The 15778-nt window shown below is 69.9% G+C and carries 16 protein-coding genes; 10 read left to right on the top strand and 6 right to left on the bottom strand.

Annotated features, from left to right (window positions below; all coding sequences use genetic code 11):
* The first annotated feature begins 42 nt into the window (after nucleotides 1–42).
* Entirely contained in the window at nucleotides 43–1404 is a 1362-nt protein-coding gene (locus OHA21_RS37600; protein WP_328463313.1) for an alpha/beta hydrolase family protein, read from the top strand.
* A 74-nt stretch (nucleotides 1405–1478) separates the two neighbouring features.
* On the opposite strand, the gene OHA21_RS37595 is transcribed toward OHA21_RS37600, so the two are convergent.
* From OHA21_RS37595 to OHA21_RS37585, 3 genes are read right to left on the bottom strand one after another with little or no spacing between them, the layout of a single operon-like run.
* Nucleotides 1479–2261: an ABC transporter permease gene (locus OHA21_RS37595; RefSeq protein ID WP_328463311.1), complete on the bottom strand. Its 783-nt coding sequence runs from the start codon at nucleotides 2259–2261 to the stop codon at nucleotides 1479–1481.
* Nucleotides 2258–3250 carry an ATP-binding cassette domain-containing protein gene (locus OHA21_RS37590; RefSeq protein WP_328463309.1) on the bottom strand — a complete coding sequence of 331 codons (993 nt, stop codon included), beginning with the start codon at nucleotides 3248–3250 and terminating at the stop codon, nucleotides 2258–2260. The genes OHA21_RS37595 and OHA21_RS37590 overlap by 4 nt, the downstream gene beginning before the upstream one ends.
* 17 nt (nucleotides 3251–3267) lie before the next feature.
* Nucleotides 3268–3930 carry a DUF4097 family beta strand repeat-containing protein gene (locus tag OHA21_RS37585; RefSeq protein ID WP_328478789.1) on the bottom strand — a complete coding sequence of 221 codons (663 nt, stop codon included), beginning with the start codon at nucleotides 3928–3930 and terminating at the stop codon, nucleotides 3268–3270.
* Between the two features lie 222 nt (nucleotides 3931–4152).
* On the opposite strand from OHA21_RS37585, the gene OHA21_RS37580 reads away from it, so the two are divergent.
* Nucleotides 4153–4887: a GbsR/MarR family transcriptional regulator gene (locus OHA21_RS37580; protein WP_328463307.1), complete on the top strand. Its 735-nt coding sequence runs from the start codon at nucleotides 4153–4155 to the stop codon at nucleotides 4885–4887.
* On the opposite strand, the gene OHA21_RS37575 is transcribed toward OHA21_RS37580, so the two are convergent.
* Nucleotides 4876–5115, bottom strand: a complete 240-nt coding sequence (locus tag OHA21_RS37575; RefSeq protein WP_328463305.1) for a hypothetical protein — start codon at nucleotides 5113–5115, stop codon at nucleotides 4876–4878. The genes OHA21_RS37580 and OHA21_RS37575 overlap by 12 nt on opposite strands.
* Nucleotides 5116–5252: 137 nt before the next feature.
* Between OHA21_RS37575 and OHA21_RS37570 the strand changes: the two genes are divergently transcribed.
* The 8 genes from OHA21_RS37570 to OHA21_RS37535 all read left to right on the top strand — a co-directional run bounded on the left by OHA21_RS37570 (nucleotide 5253) and on the right by OHA21_RS37535 (nucleotide 13872).
* A complete protein-coding gene (locus OHA21_RS37570) occupies nucleotides 5253–6338 on the top strand; it encodes a hypothetical protein (protein WP_328463303.1) in 1086 nt (361 codons plus the stop codon).
* A 161-nt stretch (nucleotides 6339–6499) separates the two neighbouring features.
* Nucleotides 6500–8197: a hypothetical protein gene (locus OHA21_RS37565; RefSeq protein ID WP_328463301.1), complete on the top strand. Its 1698-nt coding sequence runs from the start codon at nucleotides 6500–6502 to the stop codon at nucleotides 8195–8197.
* A 27-nt stretch (nucleotides 8198–8224) separates the two neighbouring features.
* Nucleotides 8225–9949 carry an ABC transporter ATP-binding protein gene (locus OHA21_RS37560; protein WP_328463299.1) on the top strand — a complete coding sequence of 575 codons (1725 nt, stop codon included), beginning with the start codon at nucleotides 8225–8227 and terminating at the stop codon, nucleotides 9947–9949.
* Nucleotides 9946–10734: an energy-coupling factor transporter transmembrane component T family protein gene (locus tag OHA21_RS37555; RefSeq protein WP_328463297.1), complete on the top strand. Its 789-nt coding sequence runs from the start codon at nucleotides 9946–9948 to the stop codon at nucleotides 10732–10734. The genes OHA21_RS37560 and OHA21_RS37555 overlap by 4 nt, the downstream gene beginning before the upstream one ends.
* Nucleotides 10731–11285, top strand: coding sequence for an ECF transporter S component (locus OHA21_RS37550; protein ID WP_328463295.1), 555 nt, complete (start codon nucleotides 10731–10733; stop codon nucleotides 11283–11285). The genes OHA21_RS37555 and OHA21_RS37550 overlap by 4 nt, the downstream gene beginning before the upstream one ends.
* Before the next feature lie 55 nt (nucleotides 11286–11340).
* Nucleotides 11341–12237 carry a hypothetical protein gene (locus tag OHA21_RS37545; protein WP_328463293.1) on the top strand — a complete coding sequence of 299 codons (897 nt, stop codon included), beginning with the start codon at nucleotides 11341–11343 and terminating at the stop codon, nucleotides 12235–12237.
* A gap of 130 nt (nucleotides 12238–12367) precedes the next feature.
* Nucleotides 12368–13105 (top strand): hypothetical protein, encoded by a 738-nt coding sequence (locus tag OHA21_RS37540; protein WP_328463291.1) that lies wholly within the window; start codon nucleotides 12368–12370, stop codon nucleotides 13103–13105.
* Nucleotides 13105–13872, top strand: a complete 768-nt coding sequence (locus OHA21_RS37535) for a hypothetical protein (protein WP_328463289.1) — start codon at nucleotides 13105–13107, stop codon at nucleotides 13870–13872. The genes OHA21_RS37540 and OHA21_RS37535 overlap by 1 nt, the downstream gene beginning before the upstream one ends.
* On the opposite strand, the gene OHA21_RS37530 is transcribed toward OHA21_RS37535, so the two are convergent.
* Nucleotides 13865–14626, bottom strand: a complete 762-nt coding sequence (locus OHA21_RS37530; RefSeq protein WP_328463287.1) for a heme ABC transporter ATP-binding protein — start codon at nucleotides 14624–14626, stop codon at nucleotides 13865–13867. The two genes, OHA21_RS37535 and OHA21_RS37530, sit on opposite strands and share 8 nt — an antisense overlap.
* A 102-nt stretch (nucleotides 14627–14728) precedes the next feature.
* Nucleotides 14729–15730, bottom strand: coding sequence for a FecCD family ABC transporter permease (locus OHA21_RS37525; protein ID WP_328463285.1), 1002 nt, complete (start codon nucleotides 15728–15730; stop codon nucleotides 14729–14731).
* Nucleotides 15731–15778: the final 48 nt, after the last annotated feature.

The raw sequence follows: 15778 nt of genomic DNA, 5'->3' as shown, positions 1-15778 counted from the left end.
GGCGGCGATGGAGGGGCACGCAAATTCATCGATGCTCGTTCCATGATCGAACGCATCGTCCGCATCCTGGTCCTGGCGCTCGCCGCCGTCGCGCTGATCAGTGCCCCGGCCGCCGCCGGGGAATCCGTCCCGGCCGATCTGACCACGACCGAGGTCAGCATTCCCACGGCCGACGGAAAGACCCTGATGGGTACGGTCTACGCGCCCCGAAACGCACCCGGTGCAAAGCCCGGCCTGGTGCTGGTGCACGGCTCCGGCAACGGCAAGCGGACCGGTCTGCTCCCGGAGGCGATCGCGTTCGCGCGGCAGGGGATCGCCGTCCTCACCTACGACAAGCGGCCGCTCGACAACCCGGTGTACTCGCTGCTCGCCGACGATGTCGTCGCCGCGGTCGGCGTCCTGCGGGAACAGCCCGGGGTGCGACCGGACGCCGTCGGGCTCTGGGGGATCAGCGAGGGCGGCTGGGTCATGCCGCTCGCCGCTGACCGGTCGAAGGACATCGCGTTCCTGGTCCTCGCTTCCGCGCCGGGGTTGTCGCCGTTGCGCGTACAGAACTGGAACATGCGCAACAAGCTGGCCGGCGCCGGGGTTTCCGGTGCGCTCGCGGACACGCTTTCCGACCGGTTCTACCGGCTCGCGGACGACGCCGGGCTCTTCGCCGAGGCGAGTTTCGACCCGCGGCCGGCGTTGTCGGCGCTCACCCAGCCGGTCCTCGCTGTCTACGGCACGGAGGACACGCAGGTGCCGGCCGCTGAGAGCGGCGCGGTGTTGCAACAGATGATCCGTACGCCGCTGACGGTCCGATTCCTCCCCGGTGCGGGACACACCCTGCGGGTCCTCGACGAGGACGGCATGTACACCGACGAGCTGTATCCGGCGTACGCGGAGACCGTCGGTAGCTGGGTCCGAACCGCCGGAACCTTGACGCCGCGGGTCGATCCGGCCCCGACACAGCCCGCGACCAGCGCTTCTCTGGCTCCGTCGGCCTGGTGGGAGTCTTGGCCCGCACAGCTGACCGCCCTCGCCGTGTTCCTGATCGGCTTCCTGTCGTACCCGGTCGTCGCGCTCGTCCGGCGCGCGCGTCGCCGTACCGTCGCTGTTGCCCGCCCGGCCCGCATCCTCGCCGCCGCCGGCGTCACCGCGGTGATCGGCTTCGTCGCCTACTTCGTGACGGTGGCCGACAGCGCGAACTGGAAGGGCATCTCACCCGGCCCGATGCTCGCCGGTCGCCCGGTGTTCTGGCTGGCGCTGCAGGCCCTCGCGCTGATCACCGTCATCACCACCGCCATGACGATCCACGGCTGGCGGACCGCCGGCGCCGACCGCGTCCGGCAGGCCATCCTGATCGTGCCCGGAATCCTGTTCCTGCCGTGGGCCCTGTACTGGGGCCTGCTGCTGCCCTGACCGGCACCGCGAAGGGGCCTGAACCGCACGGTTCAGGCCCCTTCGCTTGTCCTGCCGCTAGCGAAGTCCTGCCGCTAGCGCGGGTCGCGGTTGAACTTCGCAGTCGACCAGAAGTAGCCGAGCACCGCGAGGCCCAGGCACCAGCCCACCGCGAGCCAGCCGTTGTGGCCGATCCCGGTGCCGAGCAGCAGGCCCCGGAGGGTTTCGATCGCCGGGGTGAAGGGCTGGTACTCGGCGATCGGCTGGAACCAGCCGGGCATGGCCTCGATCGGGACGAACGCGCTGGACAGCAGCGGCAGCAGGATCAGCGGCATCGCGTTGTTGCTGGCGGCCTCGGCGTTCGGGCTGACCAGGCCCATGCCGACGGCGATCCAGGTGAGCGCCAGGGCGAAGAGGACGAGCAGCCCGAACGCGGCCAGCCACTCCAGGGCGGTGGCGTCGGTGGACCGGAAGCCGATGGCCACGGCGACCGCGCCGACCAGGACCACGCTCATCACCGACTGCAGCACGCTGCCGACCACGTGGCCGACGAGCACCGAACCGCGGTGGATCGCCATGGTGCGGAACCGGGCGATGATGCCCTCGGTCATGTCGTTGGAGACCGAGACCGCGGTTCCGATCACGGTGCTGCCGATGGTCATCAGCAGCAGGCCCGGGACCAGATAGGCGATGTACTCGGCGCGGCCGCCGCCCAGACCAGCGCCGAGAGTGTCGCCGAATATATAGACGAAGAGCAGCAGCAGCATGATCGGCGTCAGCAGCAGGTTGAGCGTGAGGGACGGATAGCGCCGGGCGTGCAGCAGGTTGCGGCGCAGCATGGTGGACGAGTCGCGTACGGCGAGGGCGAGGGAACTCATCGAACAATCTCCTTGTTCTGGTCGGTGCCGGTCAGGTGCTCGTCGGTGCCGGTCAAGTGCTCGTTGGTGCCGGTCAGGGCGAAGAACACGTCGTCGAGGTCGGGGTTGTGCACGGTCAGTTCGTCCGCCTCGATGCCGGCGGAGTCCAGCCGGTCGAGGATGAAGCGCAGGTCGCGCTGGCTGCCGCCGCTCGGGATCTGCAGCGTCAGGGACTCGTCGTCGCGGGTGACGTCGCCGAGGGCGAGGGCGGCGCCCTGGTAACCGGCCGGGTCGGTGAAGCGGAGCCGGACGTGCCCGCCCGGGATCTGTCGTTTCAGCTGCTCGGCGGTGCCCTCGGCGGCGATCTTCCCGTTGTTGAGCACGGCGATCCGGTCGGCGAGCTCGTCCGCCTCCTCCAGGTACTGCGTGGTGAGGAAGACGGTGACGCCGTCGGCGACCAGCTCACGGATGATCTGCCACATGTTGTGCCGGCTGCGCGGGTCGAGGCCGGTGGTCGGCTCGTCGAGGAAGATGATCCGCGGGTCGCCGACCAGGGTCATCGCGATGTCGAGGCGGCGCTTCATGCCGCCGGAGTAGGTGGCCGCCGGCTTCTTCGCGGCCTCGACCAGGTCGAAGCGCTCCAGCAGCTCGGCGGTGGTGCGGCGGCCCTCAGCGCGGGACAGGTGGTGCAGGTCCGCCATGAGCAGCATGTTCTCCTCGCCGGTGATCAGGCCGTCGACCGCGGAGAACTGGCCGGTGACGCCGATCGCGGCGCGTACCGCCTGGGGGTCTGCGGTCAGATCGTGACCGCCGACCCGGATCTCGCCGGACGCCGGCCCGGGAGAGATCAGCGTGGAGAGGATCTTGACGGCGGTGGTCTTGCCGGCGCCGTTCGGGCCGAGCAGGGAGAAGATGGTTCCTTCCGGAACCGCCAGGTCGACCCCGTCGAGGACGACCTTGTCGCCGTAGGACTTGCGCAGCCCGTTCGCTGCGATGGCCAGGTTGGTCATGATGGTCTGCTCTCTGCTCAGAGGCTGCGGGCGACGATGTCGCCGTAGGCGGTGGTGGCGTGGATGTGGAGATCGGCGGCGCCGTCGTTGCGGAGGTCGTTGGTGACGCGGCCGAGGCTGGTGCCGGCGTCCAGGGCGGCCGAGACGCCGCGAGCGGCGCCGACCGAGATCGCACCTGCCTGCGTACGCAGAACGACCTTGCCCTTGACTGCCTCAGCGATCTTGATGTCGCCCTTGGCGGTGGTGATCTGGCCTGATCCGTTGAGGCGCCCGAGCGAGACGTCGCCGGCGGAGGCGGTGAGGCGTACGCTCGCCGCCTCATCGATCTTGATGGCGCCGTGCGCGCCCTCGAAGGTGACGTCCCCGAGGCGTCCGACCACCCGGAACTCGGCGCTGGCCGCCTTGGCCTCGACCCGGGATCCGGCGGGCAGCTGGACCGTCACCTCGATGGATCCGGACGGGCCGAGAACCTGGTTCTTCGCCGACGCCTCGATGCGCAGGACGCCGTCGGTGTACTCCACCCGGGTCTGCTCGGCCACCTTGACGTCGCGGCCCTTCGAGGCGTCGACCGGCCGGACCTCGACCCTGGTGTCGACCCGGTCGGCGGCGATGAACCGGACGTTGCCGGCGGGGATGTCGAGGACGGCGGTGATCGGGGCGGGGGTGTCGAAGTTCTGCATCATCTGCTCCCGTGCTCGTTGTTTCCGATGTGGGAAAAGCTACGTTGCGTTCGCGGATTCGGCAACAAGCTTGTTGCACTCACGTGGCTTAACAGCAGCTCACTGCCGCCATTTCATTGCAATGGCGCAAGAAAATAACGCAACGAAGATCGCGTTGTCGTTGCAATGGAAGCGCGATGAACGCTATGCTCGGTGCATCGAGGGAGCGTGAAGGAGATCGCGATGCCGGGAGGCAGACTCACCCAGCAGGAACGTCAGCAGATCGCGCTGGGGCTGGCCGACGGCCTCGCCTACGCGGAGATCGCCCGGCGCATCGACCGTCCTACGTCGACTGTCACGCGCGAGGTGATGCGAAACGGCGGGCCCCTCGGCTATCGAGCCGAGCTGGCCCACCATGCCACCGAGCGCCGCGCCCACCGGCGCCGGCCGGCCGCTTCCCGAGGGCCCGGCGCGCCCACGCGGGCTGACGGGCGCGACCCCGACGCCGTGCGGGACTACGAGGACGTCTTCGCCACCCTCTTCATCCAGCAGGGCCTGCCCAAGATGACGGCCCGCGTGCTGACCTGCCTGTTCATCGCCGACTCGGGCAGCATGACCGCCTCCGAGCTGGCCCAGCACCTGCAGGTCAGTCCCGCGTCGGTGTCCAAGGCGGTGGCCTTCCTGGAAACGTTGGGACTGCTGCGCCGGGAGCGCGACGAACGCCGCCGCGAACGCTACGTCGTCGACGGCGACGTCTGGTATCAGTCGACGCTCGCCGCCGCCAAATCACAGTCCGACCTGGCTGACACGGCACGACAGGGTGTCAGCGTGCTCGGGGCGGGCACCCCGGCAGCCAACCGCCTGGAGAACATCGCGCGCTTCCTCGACTTCATCGGCGAGAACATGGTCCGTGCCGCCGAGCAGGCCCGCGACGTTCTCTTCGCGCAGGCGCCGGATCAGGGCAACTCAGGTCGCTGAACGTATTTCCAGGACTCGCCGTCCGCGGACAGCCAGGTGCTGTAGTTGTTGTCGTCGGTCGGGATGCGGGCCGTCGAGCTCGACGATCGCCCCGGCCTGCCAGGTCAGCCCGGCGTCGGTGCTGGTGTGGATGCGTGCGGAGGCACGGCGCTGCTCGATCGCGTAGATCACCCGGCCATCGGCGGTGGCCGGCTGGGGGACGGTCCCGGTGCGGTCCTTGTTCGTCAACGCCGGCTCGCCGAGGCGGCGTACAGGTCGCTTGGTTTCGGCGAGTGGCGTCGCGACGCTACCGTCCTGTTCGTGGTCCGCTGCGCCGAACGGGGGAATGAGTGGCGATGAAGCGCGTACGAAATGGTGCAATTGCCGTGACGACTGCGGTTGCCGCAGGCCTGCTGGCGGCGACGCCCGCGCAGGCCGCGGAGCCCGCGCTCTACTCGGTTCTGATCAACAACAACGGCCTTGTCCACATGGGAGTCGGGGGATCGGAGACCGCCACGTTCCCGGTTGTGGCCAATGTCAGCCCGGACATCGCGACGATTCGCGGGCAGATCGTGACCTACGGTGCGAACTTCTCCGATGATCTGGAGGAGGTGCCGGGCAGCGAGAACAACATGGTCTGCGTGCCGATCCGGCAGGGGACCGCGCAGAGCTGCACCGGGACCGCAATCCTCGACCAGCGTCAGATGACCAACGACCTGGCCGGCCGGGCGCTGCACCTGCGGATCACCGGCTATACGAAGGACAACCAGCCGTACGTGCTGCAGGAAGGGCACGCCACGGTGTCCCGCCTGCAGAAAGCGACCAGGCTGGCGCCGGCGGACGCGACGCCCGAGCCGGTCCGTAAGGGCGCGAGACTCACCGTCACCGGGCGGCTCACCGCGCCCGATTGGGGCAACCTGGACGCCAGCGGCCACACCAGGATCGTGGGCTACGCGGGGCAGTCGGTGTACTTGACGTATGCGAAGTACGCCAGCGCCGGCGCCTACACCCGGATCAAGACGGTGACCTCGGGCCCGGACGGCGCCTTGCGCACGACTGTCCCGGCCACCGCGTCCGGTGCCTGGAAGTGGATCTACTGGGGCAACACCGGTGCCGCGAGCACGAGTTCGCTCCCCGACACGGTCACCCTCTACAAGGTCGCCAAGCTGACCGTGAACGCCTCGCCCGAGCCGGTCAAGAAGGGCGGCAAGCTCACCGTGACCGGCCGGCTCACGCGCGCCACAACGGACGCGGCGACCAAGTTCGTAGGGTACGGGAAGCAGCCGGTGCGGTTGCAGTTCCGCAAGGCCAACGGCACCTACCAGACGGTCAAGACGGTCTGGACCGACGCCCGCGGCTACCTGAGAACGACCACGAAGGCGAAGGCGTCCGGGTACTGGCGCTGGTCGTACGCGGGCAGTTCCGCCGTCGCCTCGGTCTCGGCCACCGGAGACAAGGTGGCCCTGAAGTGATCCGTCGCAGGACAGTTGTGAGCTGTTCGCGATCCGACCCTGACGAACCAGCCGCCGTGGCCTGCGGAAAGTGGATCTCGGCGGCGCCGCGACGAACCGGTTGCGTCTCGACGCGGTAGGCCGTACTGTTCCCTCACTCTCTTGATCATGGGGGAATTTGCATGCGTAACTCTCGGGTCGCGCTCGCGGCTGCGGTCCTGACCGGGTTTTCGGCGCTGGCCTTCGCGGTGAGCTCGGGCACCGCATCCGCCGAAACGCAGGCGGCGTTGCCGATCAGCTACTTCGGTGACATCGTCGTCGACGGCGTGCACGACCGGGTCTTCATCAGCGACCCGCAAGGCGGAAAGATCATCGCCACCGACTTCACCGGCAAGGTCCTCGTGGAGAAGTCCGGCCTCCCCTGGGTGAACGGCCTCGCGCTCTCCAGCGACTCCACCAGGCTCTATGCCGCGGTGTCGCGCGGGCATGCGATCGTGGCCCTGGCGACGGACACGGTCGCCGAGACGGCTCGTTACCCGGTCGGCACCGAGGTCTATCCGGAGTCCGTCACCGCGGCCGGCGACAAGGTCTGGTTCGGCTACTCGGGTCCGGAGGACGACGGCGACTTCGGTTCGGTCGACCTGGCCGACTCCAGCGTCTATCTGAACACCGCCCTCTACCAGGGTGATCTGCCTTCGGCGCCGCACGTCTACACCAGCGCGGCGGCGCCCGGCGTGCTCCTGGTCGCCGACTCGGCCGGTAAAGACCTCTGGAAGTACGACGTCTCGTCGGGTTCCCCGGTCCTGGGCCCGCACATCGATCCAGCCGGTGGCTTCGCGGTCGCAGAGTCAGCCTTCACCGCTGACGGCAGCGACGTGGTCCGGGCGGCGAACGGCGATGTGCACCGCGTCGGTGTGAGTGATCTCGCGACCACGGGGACCTATCCGGCGCTGGCCCGGGCCAACGGCGTGGATGTCAACGCGGCCGGCCGGGTCGCGATCTCGGTGGCGAACCAGGCGACCGGCGACGACGTCTACGTCTTCGAGGGCGACTCGACGACCGCCTCGCAGACGATCCGCCTCCCGGAGAAGGGAGGCGAGGCGGCGCCGGGCTCCGGCGCGCCGGCCACCGACGGCATCCAGGACCGGGGGATTGCCTGGGAGCCGGGTGGTCCGCGGCTGTTCGGGGTCGCCAAGTACGACGGCGCCTACCGACTCTGGGTGATGAACGGGCCGGCCACTCCGGCGACGCCGCAGCTGACCCTGAACGGGAACGGTTCGGTGCACGCGTACGGCAAGGTGGTGACGTTCACCGCGCACCTCGGCGCCACCGGCACCAACCGGACCGTCGAGATCTGGGCCGACCCGTACGGCCCGGAGAAGAACCGCCTGGTCAAGAAGGGCGTGGTGAACAGCGCGGGCAACCTCAGCGCGAGCTTCAAGCTGACCCGCAACACCACGCTGACCGCGAAGTTCGCCGGTGACGCCAAGTACGCCGCGCGGACAGTCACCTCCCGAGTCTCCACGCAGGTCGCGGTCAGCACGGCGATCTCGAAGCACTACAAGACCGCCAGGATCGGGTCGACGAAGTACTTCTTCTTCCGCAAGGCCAAGACCCCGGTCTTCACCACCACCATTACCGCGTACGCCGGACGCAAGCAGAAACTCGTCGTCGAGACGTGGTCGAACGGCAAGTGGCGGCCGCGCAGCGCGACCTTCGTCGCGGTGAAGGCGAATGGTCTCTCCGCCGCGAAGCTGACCGGCGCCCACCCGCTGAACGTCCGTTTCCGGGTCCGGTCGGTGTACATCAAGGGCACTTCGGGCGACAGCGCGAACGCCACGACGTACGGCGCGTGGAAGTACTTCACCTTCCGCAAGTAGCGATTAAGGGTTGCCTATCCTAATCGCATGCTTCAACTCTCCGAAGTGTCCGTGCGACACGAGGTGTACGACGCCGAGGGCGCCGTCGATTACGGCGTCCCTCGGCCGCACGGTGTCTCGGCGGAGCTGCGAGCTGGCGAGGTGGTCCTGCTCCTCGGCCCGTCCGGGTGCGGGAAGTCGACGCTCACGCTCACTTTCAACGGCCTGATACCGCACGTCGTCGGGTCGCATATGGACGGAACCGTCGCGGTTCGGGGCGTCGATACCCGTACCGTGCCGGTTCCGCGTCTGGCGGCTGAGGTAGCCATGGTCTTTCAGGACCCGGACGCCCAGATCGTCACCGCCACGGTCCTCGACGAGGTCTGCTTCGGGCCGGAGAACCTGTGCCTGCCGGTCGACGAGGTGCTGGTCCGGGCCGAGGACGCGCTGCGCCGTGTCGGTCTGTGGGACCGCCGCGACGATGATCCGGCGCATCTGTCCGGCGGGGGACGGCAGCGGCTGGCGATTGCTTGTGCGCTGGCTCTGCGTACGCCGCTGCTTGTTCTTGATGAACCGACCGCGAACCTCGACCCGGCCGGCGTCGAGGACGTGTACCGGGCGCTGCGGGAGATCGCTGCCGGGCGTGACCGGGCCGTCCTGCTGGTCGAGCACAATCTGGATGCCGCGATCGATTTCGTCGACCGCGTGCTCGTGCTGGATGCGGACGGACGGCTGGTGTTCGACGGCCCGGCCCGGTCCACGATCGTCGACAACGTCGAGCGGCTGGTCGAGCTCGGCGTCTGGCTTCCGGTCGCCGCGCTGGCCGCGCTGCGGCTGCGAGCCGCCGGGATCCGGCTGGATCCGCTGCCGCTGACCCCGCGTGAGCTGGCCACCGCGCTGGACGCGCGGTCCGATCTGCCGGCGCCGCAGCTGATCGGCCAGGCAGCGGCCGGTTCGGCCGAAGAAGCAGTCCGGGTACGCGAGCTGACCGTCCATCGCGGAGAAAAGCCGGTGGTACGGGACGTGTCGCTGGCCGTCGGCACCGGTGAGTTCGTCGCGATCGTCGGGCCGAACGGCGCCGGCAAGACCACCCTCGCGCAGGCCCTCGCGGGCGTCATCACCACGCGGCGCGGCGCGGTCACCGTCGACGGCCTCGACCCGTCCCGGACCGATCCGCGGGTGCTCGCCGAGCGGGTCGGTTTCGTCTTCCAGAATCCCGAGCACCAATTCATCACCGGCCGGGTGGAGGACGAGCTGGCGTACGGGCTGCGGGTGCGCCGGGTGCCGCCGGACGAGATCGCGGTACGCGTGAACGAGCTCCTCGACCGCCTGGACCTGCGCGAACTCCGGGACGTGCACCCCTTTCTGCTTTCCGGCGGCCAGAAACGCCGGCTCTCCGTCGGCACCGCGCTGGTGACCCGGCCGCGGGTGCTGGTCCTCGACGAGCCGACGTTCGGCCAGGACCGGGAGCGTGCCGCCGAGTTGCTCGACCTGTTGGCCGGTCTGCATCGGGCCGGCACCACGGTGATCGTGGTGAGCCACGACATGAACCTGGTCGCCGAACACGCGACCCGGGTGCTGGTGATCGACTCGGGCCGGGTGATCGCCGACGGTCCACCGGCGGCCGTCTATGCCGACGCCGACCTGCTCGCCGCCGCCGACCTGCGGTCCCCGCCGATCGCCCAGGCCGCGCGGATGCTGGCCAACCATCCCGGCTGGCACGGCCTTACCCGGCTCGCCGATCTGCCCGGCCGGCAGGTCGTGGCGTCGTGACCGACTCGGTGTTCGCGCTGCGCTCGTACAACCCGGTGGTGAAGGTGCTCGCGCCGGTCCCGGCCATGGTGGTGGCGATCGGCTCCCGGGATCTGTGGACGCCGGCCGTGTTCGGTGTCCTCGCGCTGCTCATGCTGCTGATCGGTGGCCGACTCACCGGTCGCACCCTGCTCGCGGTCCTGGTCGGCCCGATCGCGCTGGTCGCGGTGATGACCGTGTCGTTCGGGGTCTGGACCGATCCGGCGCGGGTCGACGACACCACCCGGCTGCTGGAGATCGGTCCGTTCACCCTCTGGTCCGGTGCGCTGACCACCGGGCTGGCGACCGGTCTGCGGGTGGTGTCGGTGCTGCTCCTCGCGCTGCTGTCCGGCCTCACCACGGACGGCAACGATCTGGTCCGGTCGATGATCTCGCACCTGCGGATGCCGTACCGGATCGGCTACGCCGGGTTCGCGGCGATGCGGTTCGTGCCCCGGTTCCGCACCGACCTGCAGGTCATCCGGCTGGCCCACCGGGTGCGCGGGGTCGACGGCGGGCGCGGACCGCTCGCCACGGTACGCCGCTATGGCGGATACACCGTCCCGCTGCTGGCCGGGGCGATCCGGCACGGCGACCGGGTCTCGCTGGCGATGGAGTCCCGGGGGTTCGGCGCGCACCGGACCCGTACCGAACGCCGGCAGGTCCCGCTCCGGCTGCGCGACGCGGTCCTGGCGGCCTGGCTGCTCTCCCTCTGTTACGTCGTCCCGCACGTCTTCGTCCCCTACCTGTCTGGAGCTTTCGAATGAGACTGACCACCCGTTTCCTCATGGCGTGCGCGGCGATCGGCGCGGCCACCGGCGTACTTCTGATCCCGGCCAACTTCCTGGCCTTCGCCGTCTCGGCCACGGTTCCGCTGGTGTACGCCGCGTTCCTCGGGGTCTGGCTGCTCGGCCCGGTCGTCGCGATGGCGGTGCTGCGGCGGCCGGGTGCGGCACTGCTCACCATGCTGATCGCCGGCATCATCAACATCCCCACCCCGGCCGGGCCGTCGGCGATCGTCACCAACCTGATGGTCGGTGTCGCCCTGGAGCTGGGCTTCCTGGTCACCCGGTACCGGATCTGGCGGCCCTGGCTGTTCTACGTGACGGCGCTGGCATTCGAGACGTTCTACGCGATTTCGGCGTACACCTTCTTCAACATCGACGACATGGCGCTCGCCGTGCGGGGTGTCTTCTTCGGACTGATGGCGCTCAGCGCCGTGCTCTTCACCTGGCTCGGGCTGGTGATCGCCGGCCGCCTCGCGGCCACCGGTGTCGCCCGCGGCATCGCGCCGGCGAAACGGGCGGCGGCGACGTGAAAATTTGTCAGGTCGGGCCTGACAAAACATGATCGTCAGGCGTAACCTGACGATCATGTCGAACCGTGACGATGTGTGGACCCAGATCGACGCCGATTCCCCCTACACCGACGACGCCCGTGCGCTCGTGGTGCTGGCGACGATCGCTCGCGAACTCTCCGACTCGGCCCGTGCCCTCGTCGCGGCGAACGGCCGGCCCGAGCCGACCCTGGTGGTCGAGGCGGCCCGCGTCGTCGCCAACGCCGAGCGGCTGCTCGCCGCGTCAGTCGTGACCTGCCGCGCCGCCGGCATCTCCTGGAAGGATGTCGGCGAGGCGCTCGGCGTCACGAAGCAGACCGCGCAGGGCCGCTTCACCTCGGCCGTGGAGCAGTGGGAGGACGCGCTCGCCAAGCCGGAGGCGGTCGACGAGCACGGGCGGCGCTACTCGCGGCTGCCGCACGGCGCGGTCTTCACCGCGGCGGTCGCCGCCGAGCTGGACGGTTGGGCGGTCCGCCACCGGGAGGCCCACCAGTTCGTCCCGCGGGACAACCCGAACGCGCCGCTCTCGGCCGGCCTGCGACGGATGGGCCCGTTCGAGGAGCAGCTGGACATCAGCAGCCGGCGCCGGCGCCTGCTCGAGGACCACATCTTCCCCGCGGCGCAGCTCGCCCCGCTCTACGACCGGGAGGCGATGCTGCACGACCGGCTGGCCGATGCGGGCATCGAGCCGGTCAGCAACCGGGCCCAGGCCGACAAGGCGCGGGCCCGTGCCGAGGAGTGCCGAGAGCACCTGGCCAAGACCTACCCGCCGCTGACCATCCAGACGGAGAACGGTCCTCGCATCGCTGCGACCTGGGAGGCGAGCGTCGGTAAATACCGGTGCCCGGTCTGTCCCGCGCTGAACGGCACGACTGCCGCGGCCATCAAGCACGCCGAAATCGGTCACGAGCTGCCGGTGCCGGAGAATTACTGATCTGCCCGACGCGCCCGTTGTGGACGACGCAACGGGCGCGTCATCTCCACCATTCGGCCGAGGCGACGCCGAAACGGTACCGTTCTATACTTCGATGATCTTTCCCCCACGATCGTCTGGGACTGTAGACATGACTTCCGTACGCGCCCGGTTCGCTGCCGCCCTGATCGCCCTGATCCCCGCCGCCGGGTTGCTGGCCGCCGGTTCCCCCGCGCAGGCCGCCACCGACATCACCGTCAAGTCCGTGTCGGTGAGCAAGCCCGCCTTCGTGCTGAGCGCCAAGGCCGGCTGCAAGACGAGCGTGACCTTCACGGCCGTGATCAGCGGCCCGCTGCCGACCACCGGCTACGAGTACGCCGGCGTCGGCGTCGACCTGAACGCGCCCGGCGGTGCGAACGTCGACGGTGTGGAGTTCAAGCGGGTCGGCTCGACCACCACGTACAAGGGCAGCCTGAAGCTCTGCGGGAAGTACGCGCCCGGCAAGTACACGGCCGAGATCTACGGCGCGCTCCTCCCGGTGGGCGGCGAGTTCGAGTTCACCAACGTCGTCAAGAAGTCCATCACCATCAAGCGCCCGTCGAAGCTCACCCTGAACGCCGCGCCCGAGCCGGTGGCGAAGGGCAAGAAGCTCACCGCCAAGGGCACGCTGAAGATCGACGGCAAGGCGCTCTCCGGCGCCAAGGTGAAGGTGTACTTCAAGGCGACCGGCGCGACCGCCTGGACCTACAAGGGCACCGCGGTCACCACCGGCACCGGGGCGTACAGCAAGAAGTTCACCGCCACCAAGACCGGCACCTGGAAGGCGATCTACGAGGGCACCGGCAAGCGCAACTACGCCGCCGCCACCGACGCCGTCAAGGTCAAGTAATGCGGTCGATGCGAACCCGGTTGTTCGCCGCGCTGGCCGCCCTGCCGTTGGCCGCCGGGCTGCTGGCAGCCTCGCCCGCGCAGGCCGAGCCGGCGCCCATGAGCCTGACCAGCATCTCGGTGAGCAAGCCCTCGTTCGTGCTGAGCGGAAAGGCCGGCTGCACGACCGTCGCCACCTTCACCGCCGTGTTCAGCGAGCCGTTGCCGCCGATGAGCGAGGGGTGGGAGGCCAGCGAGGTCATCCTCAACCTGCTGCCGCCGGGCGCCACGCGGTGGCCGTCGCGGCCGAGTCTCGCCACCTTCCAGCAGGTCGGCACTTCCGCGACCTACCGGGGCAATCTGCCGCTGTGCGGCCGGAACGCGCCCGGCGCCTACCGGGCCAAGATCCATGGCTTCCTGATGCGGGGACCGACCACGTCGGACGCGGATCTTCTGTTCACCAACGCCCTGGAGACCTCGTTCAGCATCAGGCGGCCGGCGAAGCTCACGCTGAACGCGGCGCCGGAGCCGGTACGGAAGGGCAAGAAGCTCACCGCCAAGGGCACGCTGAAGGTCGACGGCAAGGCGCTCACCGGTGTCCAGGTGAAGATCTACTTCAAGGCGGCGGGCGCGACCACCTGGACTCATCGGGGTACTGCGGTGACGTCGAAGACCGGGGCCTACAGCAAGAAGTTCACCGCTACCCGGACCGGCACCTGGAAGGCCGTCTACGCCGGCGCCGGCACGCGCACCAGCGCGTCCGCGGCCGACGCTGTCAAGGTCAAGTAGTTCGTCGGGGGACCACCAGCGGGGTGCCGGTGCGGGGATGGTTCAGCACCTCCACCTCGTGCTGGTAGACGTCGCTGAGCAGTGACTCGGTGAACACCTCGGAGGGCGGGCCGGACTGCCGGACCCGCCCTTCGGCCAGGATGTACGCGCGGTCGGCGTACGCCGCTGCCAGCCCCAGATCGTGCAGGACGACCACCACCGCTGCGCCGCTCGCGGCGCGGTCTCGCGCCGCGCGCATAACCAGCTCCTGATGCCGCAGGTCGAGCGCGGCGGTGGGTTCGTCGAGCAGCAGCACCGGCGTACGCTGCGCGAGCACCCGGGCCAGCGCCACCCGGGCCTGCTCGCCGCCGGACAGCGCGGGGAACGGCCGCCGGGCGAACCCGCTGGTCTCGGTGACCCGCATGGCCTCGGCGACCTCGCGCTCGTCGTCGGCAGCCTCCGGCCGTCCGGTCCACGGCGCCCGCCCCATCCGGATCACCTCGCCGGCCTCGAACGGGAACGACAGGGTCGCCCGCTGCGGCAGCATCGACCGCTGCCGGGCCAGTTCGACCGGCTTGTAGGAGCCGATCTCCCGCCCGCCGATCTCCACCCGCCCGGCGAAGTCCAGGTCGCCGGAGAGGGCGGCGAGCAAAGTGGACTTGCCGGCGCCGTTCGGGCCGATCAACGCCACTACCTCGCCGGCGTCGGCATGCAGGTCCACGTCGTCGACGACCCGGCGGCCGCCGAGCTCGACGCGGATTCCGGTCGCTTTCATCCCCCACCCCCGGCGCTCACTGGGCACGTCGCAGCAGCCAGAAGAGCTTTCATCCCCGGCCTCCGGCCCTCGCTGGGCGCGTCGCAGCTGCCAGAAGAGCTTTCATCCCCAACCTCCGGCCCTTGCTCGGGTGCGGCGCAGCAGCCAGAAGAAGGCCGGCCCGCCGACCACCGCGGTGAGCACGCCGAGCGGCAGCTCCTGGTATTCGATGACGGTCCGGGCGATCAGGTCGCCGGCGACCACGACGACCGCGCCGCCCAGTGCGCTGGCCGGGATCAGCACCCGGTGACCGGGCCCGGCGATCATCCGGACCAGGTGTGGCACGACCAGCCCGACGAAGCTGATGATCCCGGTGAAGGCCACCGCCGACGCGGTGAGCAGCGCGGTCGCCACGATCGCGGTGATCCGGAGCCGTTCGGTGTCGACGCCGAGGTGCCGGGCCGGGCGTTCCCCGAGGGCCAGCAGGTCGAGGCGGCGTGCGCAGGCGGCGGCCACCGCGAGGCCGATCACCGCGCCGGGTCCGGCCACCGCCACGGCCGCCCAGGTGGCCTGGGCCAGGCTGCCGAGCTGCCAGAACGCGATGGCGCGGACGCCGTCGTCGTCGGTCAGGAACATCAGCAGGCCGAGCAGGGCGCCCGCGGTGGCGTTGACCGCCACGCCGGTCAGGACCAGCGTGACGACTTCGGTGCGGCCGGCGGCGCGCGACATCGCGTACACGATCAGGGTGGTCACGATGCCGCCGGCAAAGGCGGCTGCCGCCGTGCTCCACGCACCGAAGAGGGTGACGCCACTCACGATGGCTGCGGCCGCTCCGACCGCAGCGCCGGCCGAGACGCCGACGACGCCGGGCTCGGCGAGCGGATTGCCGAACACGCCCTGCATCAGCGCGCCGGCGCAGCCCAGCGACGCTCCCACCACCACCGCGAGCACCACCCGCGGGAACCGGACCAGCCACAACGCGTTCTCGCCCTGCACGGCCGCCGGCAGCGGCCCGATCTCGAGGCCGATGCGATGCAGTAGCGACCCCAGCACCTCGGCCGGCGAGATCGGCACCTGCCCCTTACCCGCCGCGACCAGGCAGACCGCCAGGAGCAGAAGGGCCAAAGAGCCGATCAAACCCAGTTTCCGGTACGACCGAAGCGTTGCCGTTGC

Source organism: Actinoplanes sp. NBC_00393, assembly GCF_036053395.1.
Lineage (GTDB): Bacteria > Actinomycetota > Actinomycetes > Mycobacteriales > Micromonosporaceae > Actinoplanes.
Note: the sequence above shows the minus strand (reverse complement) of the source record. Positions and strands in the feature narration are given on the sequence as shown.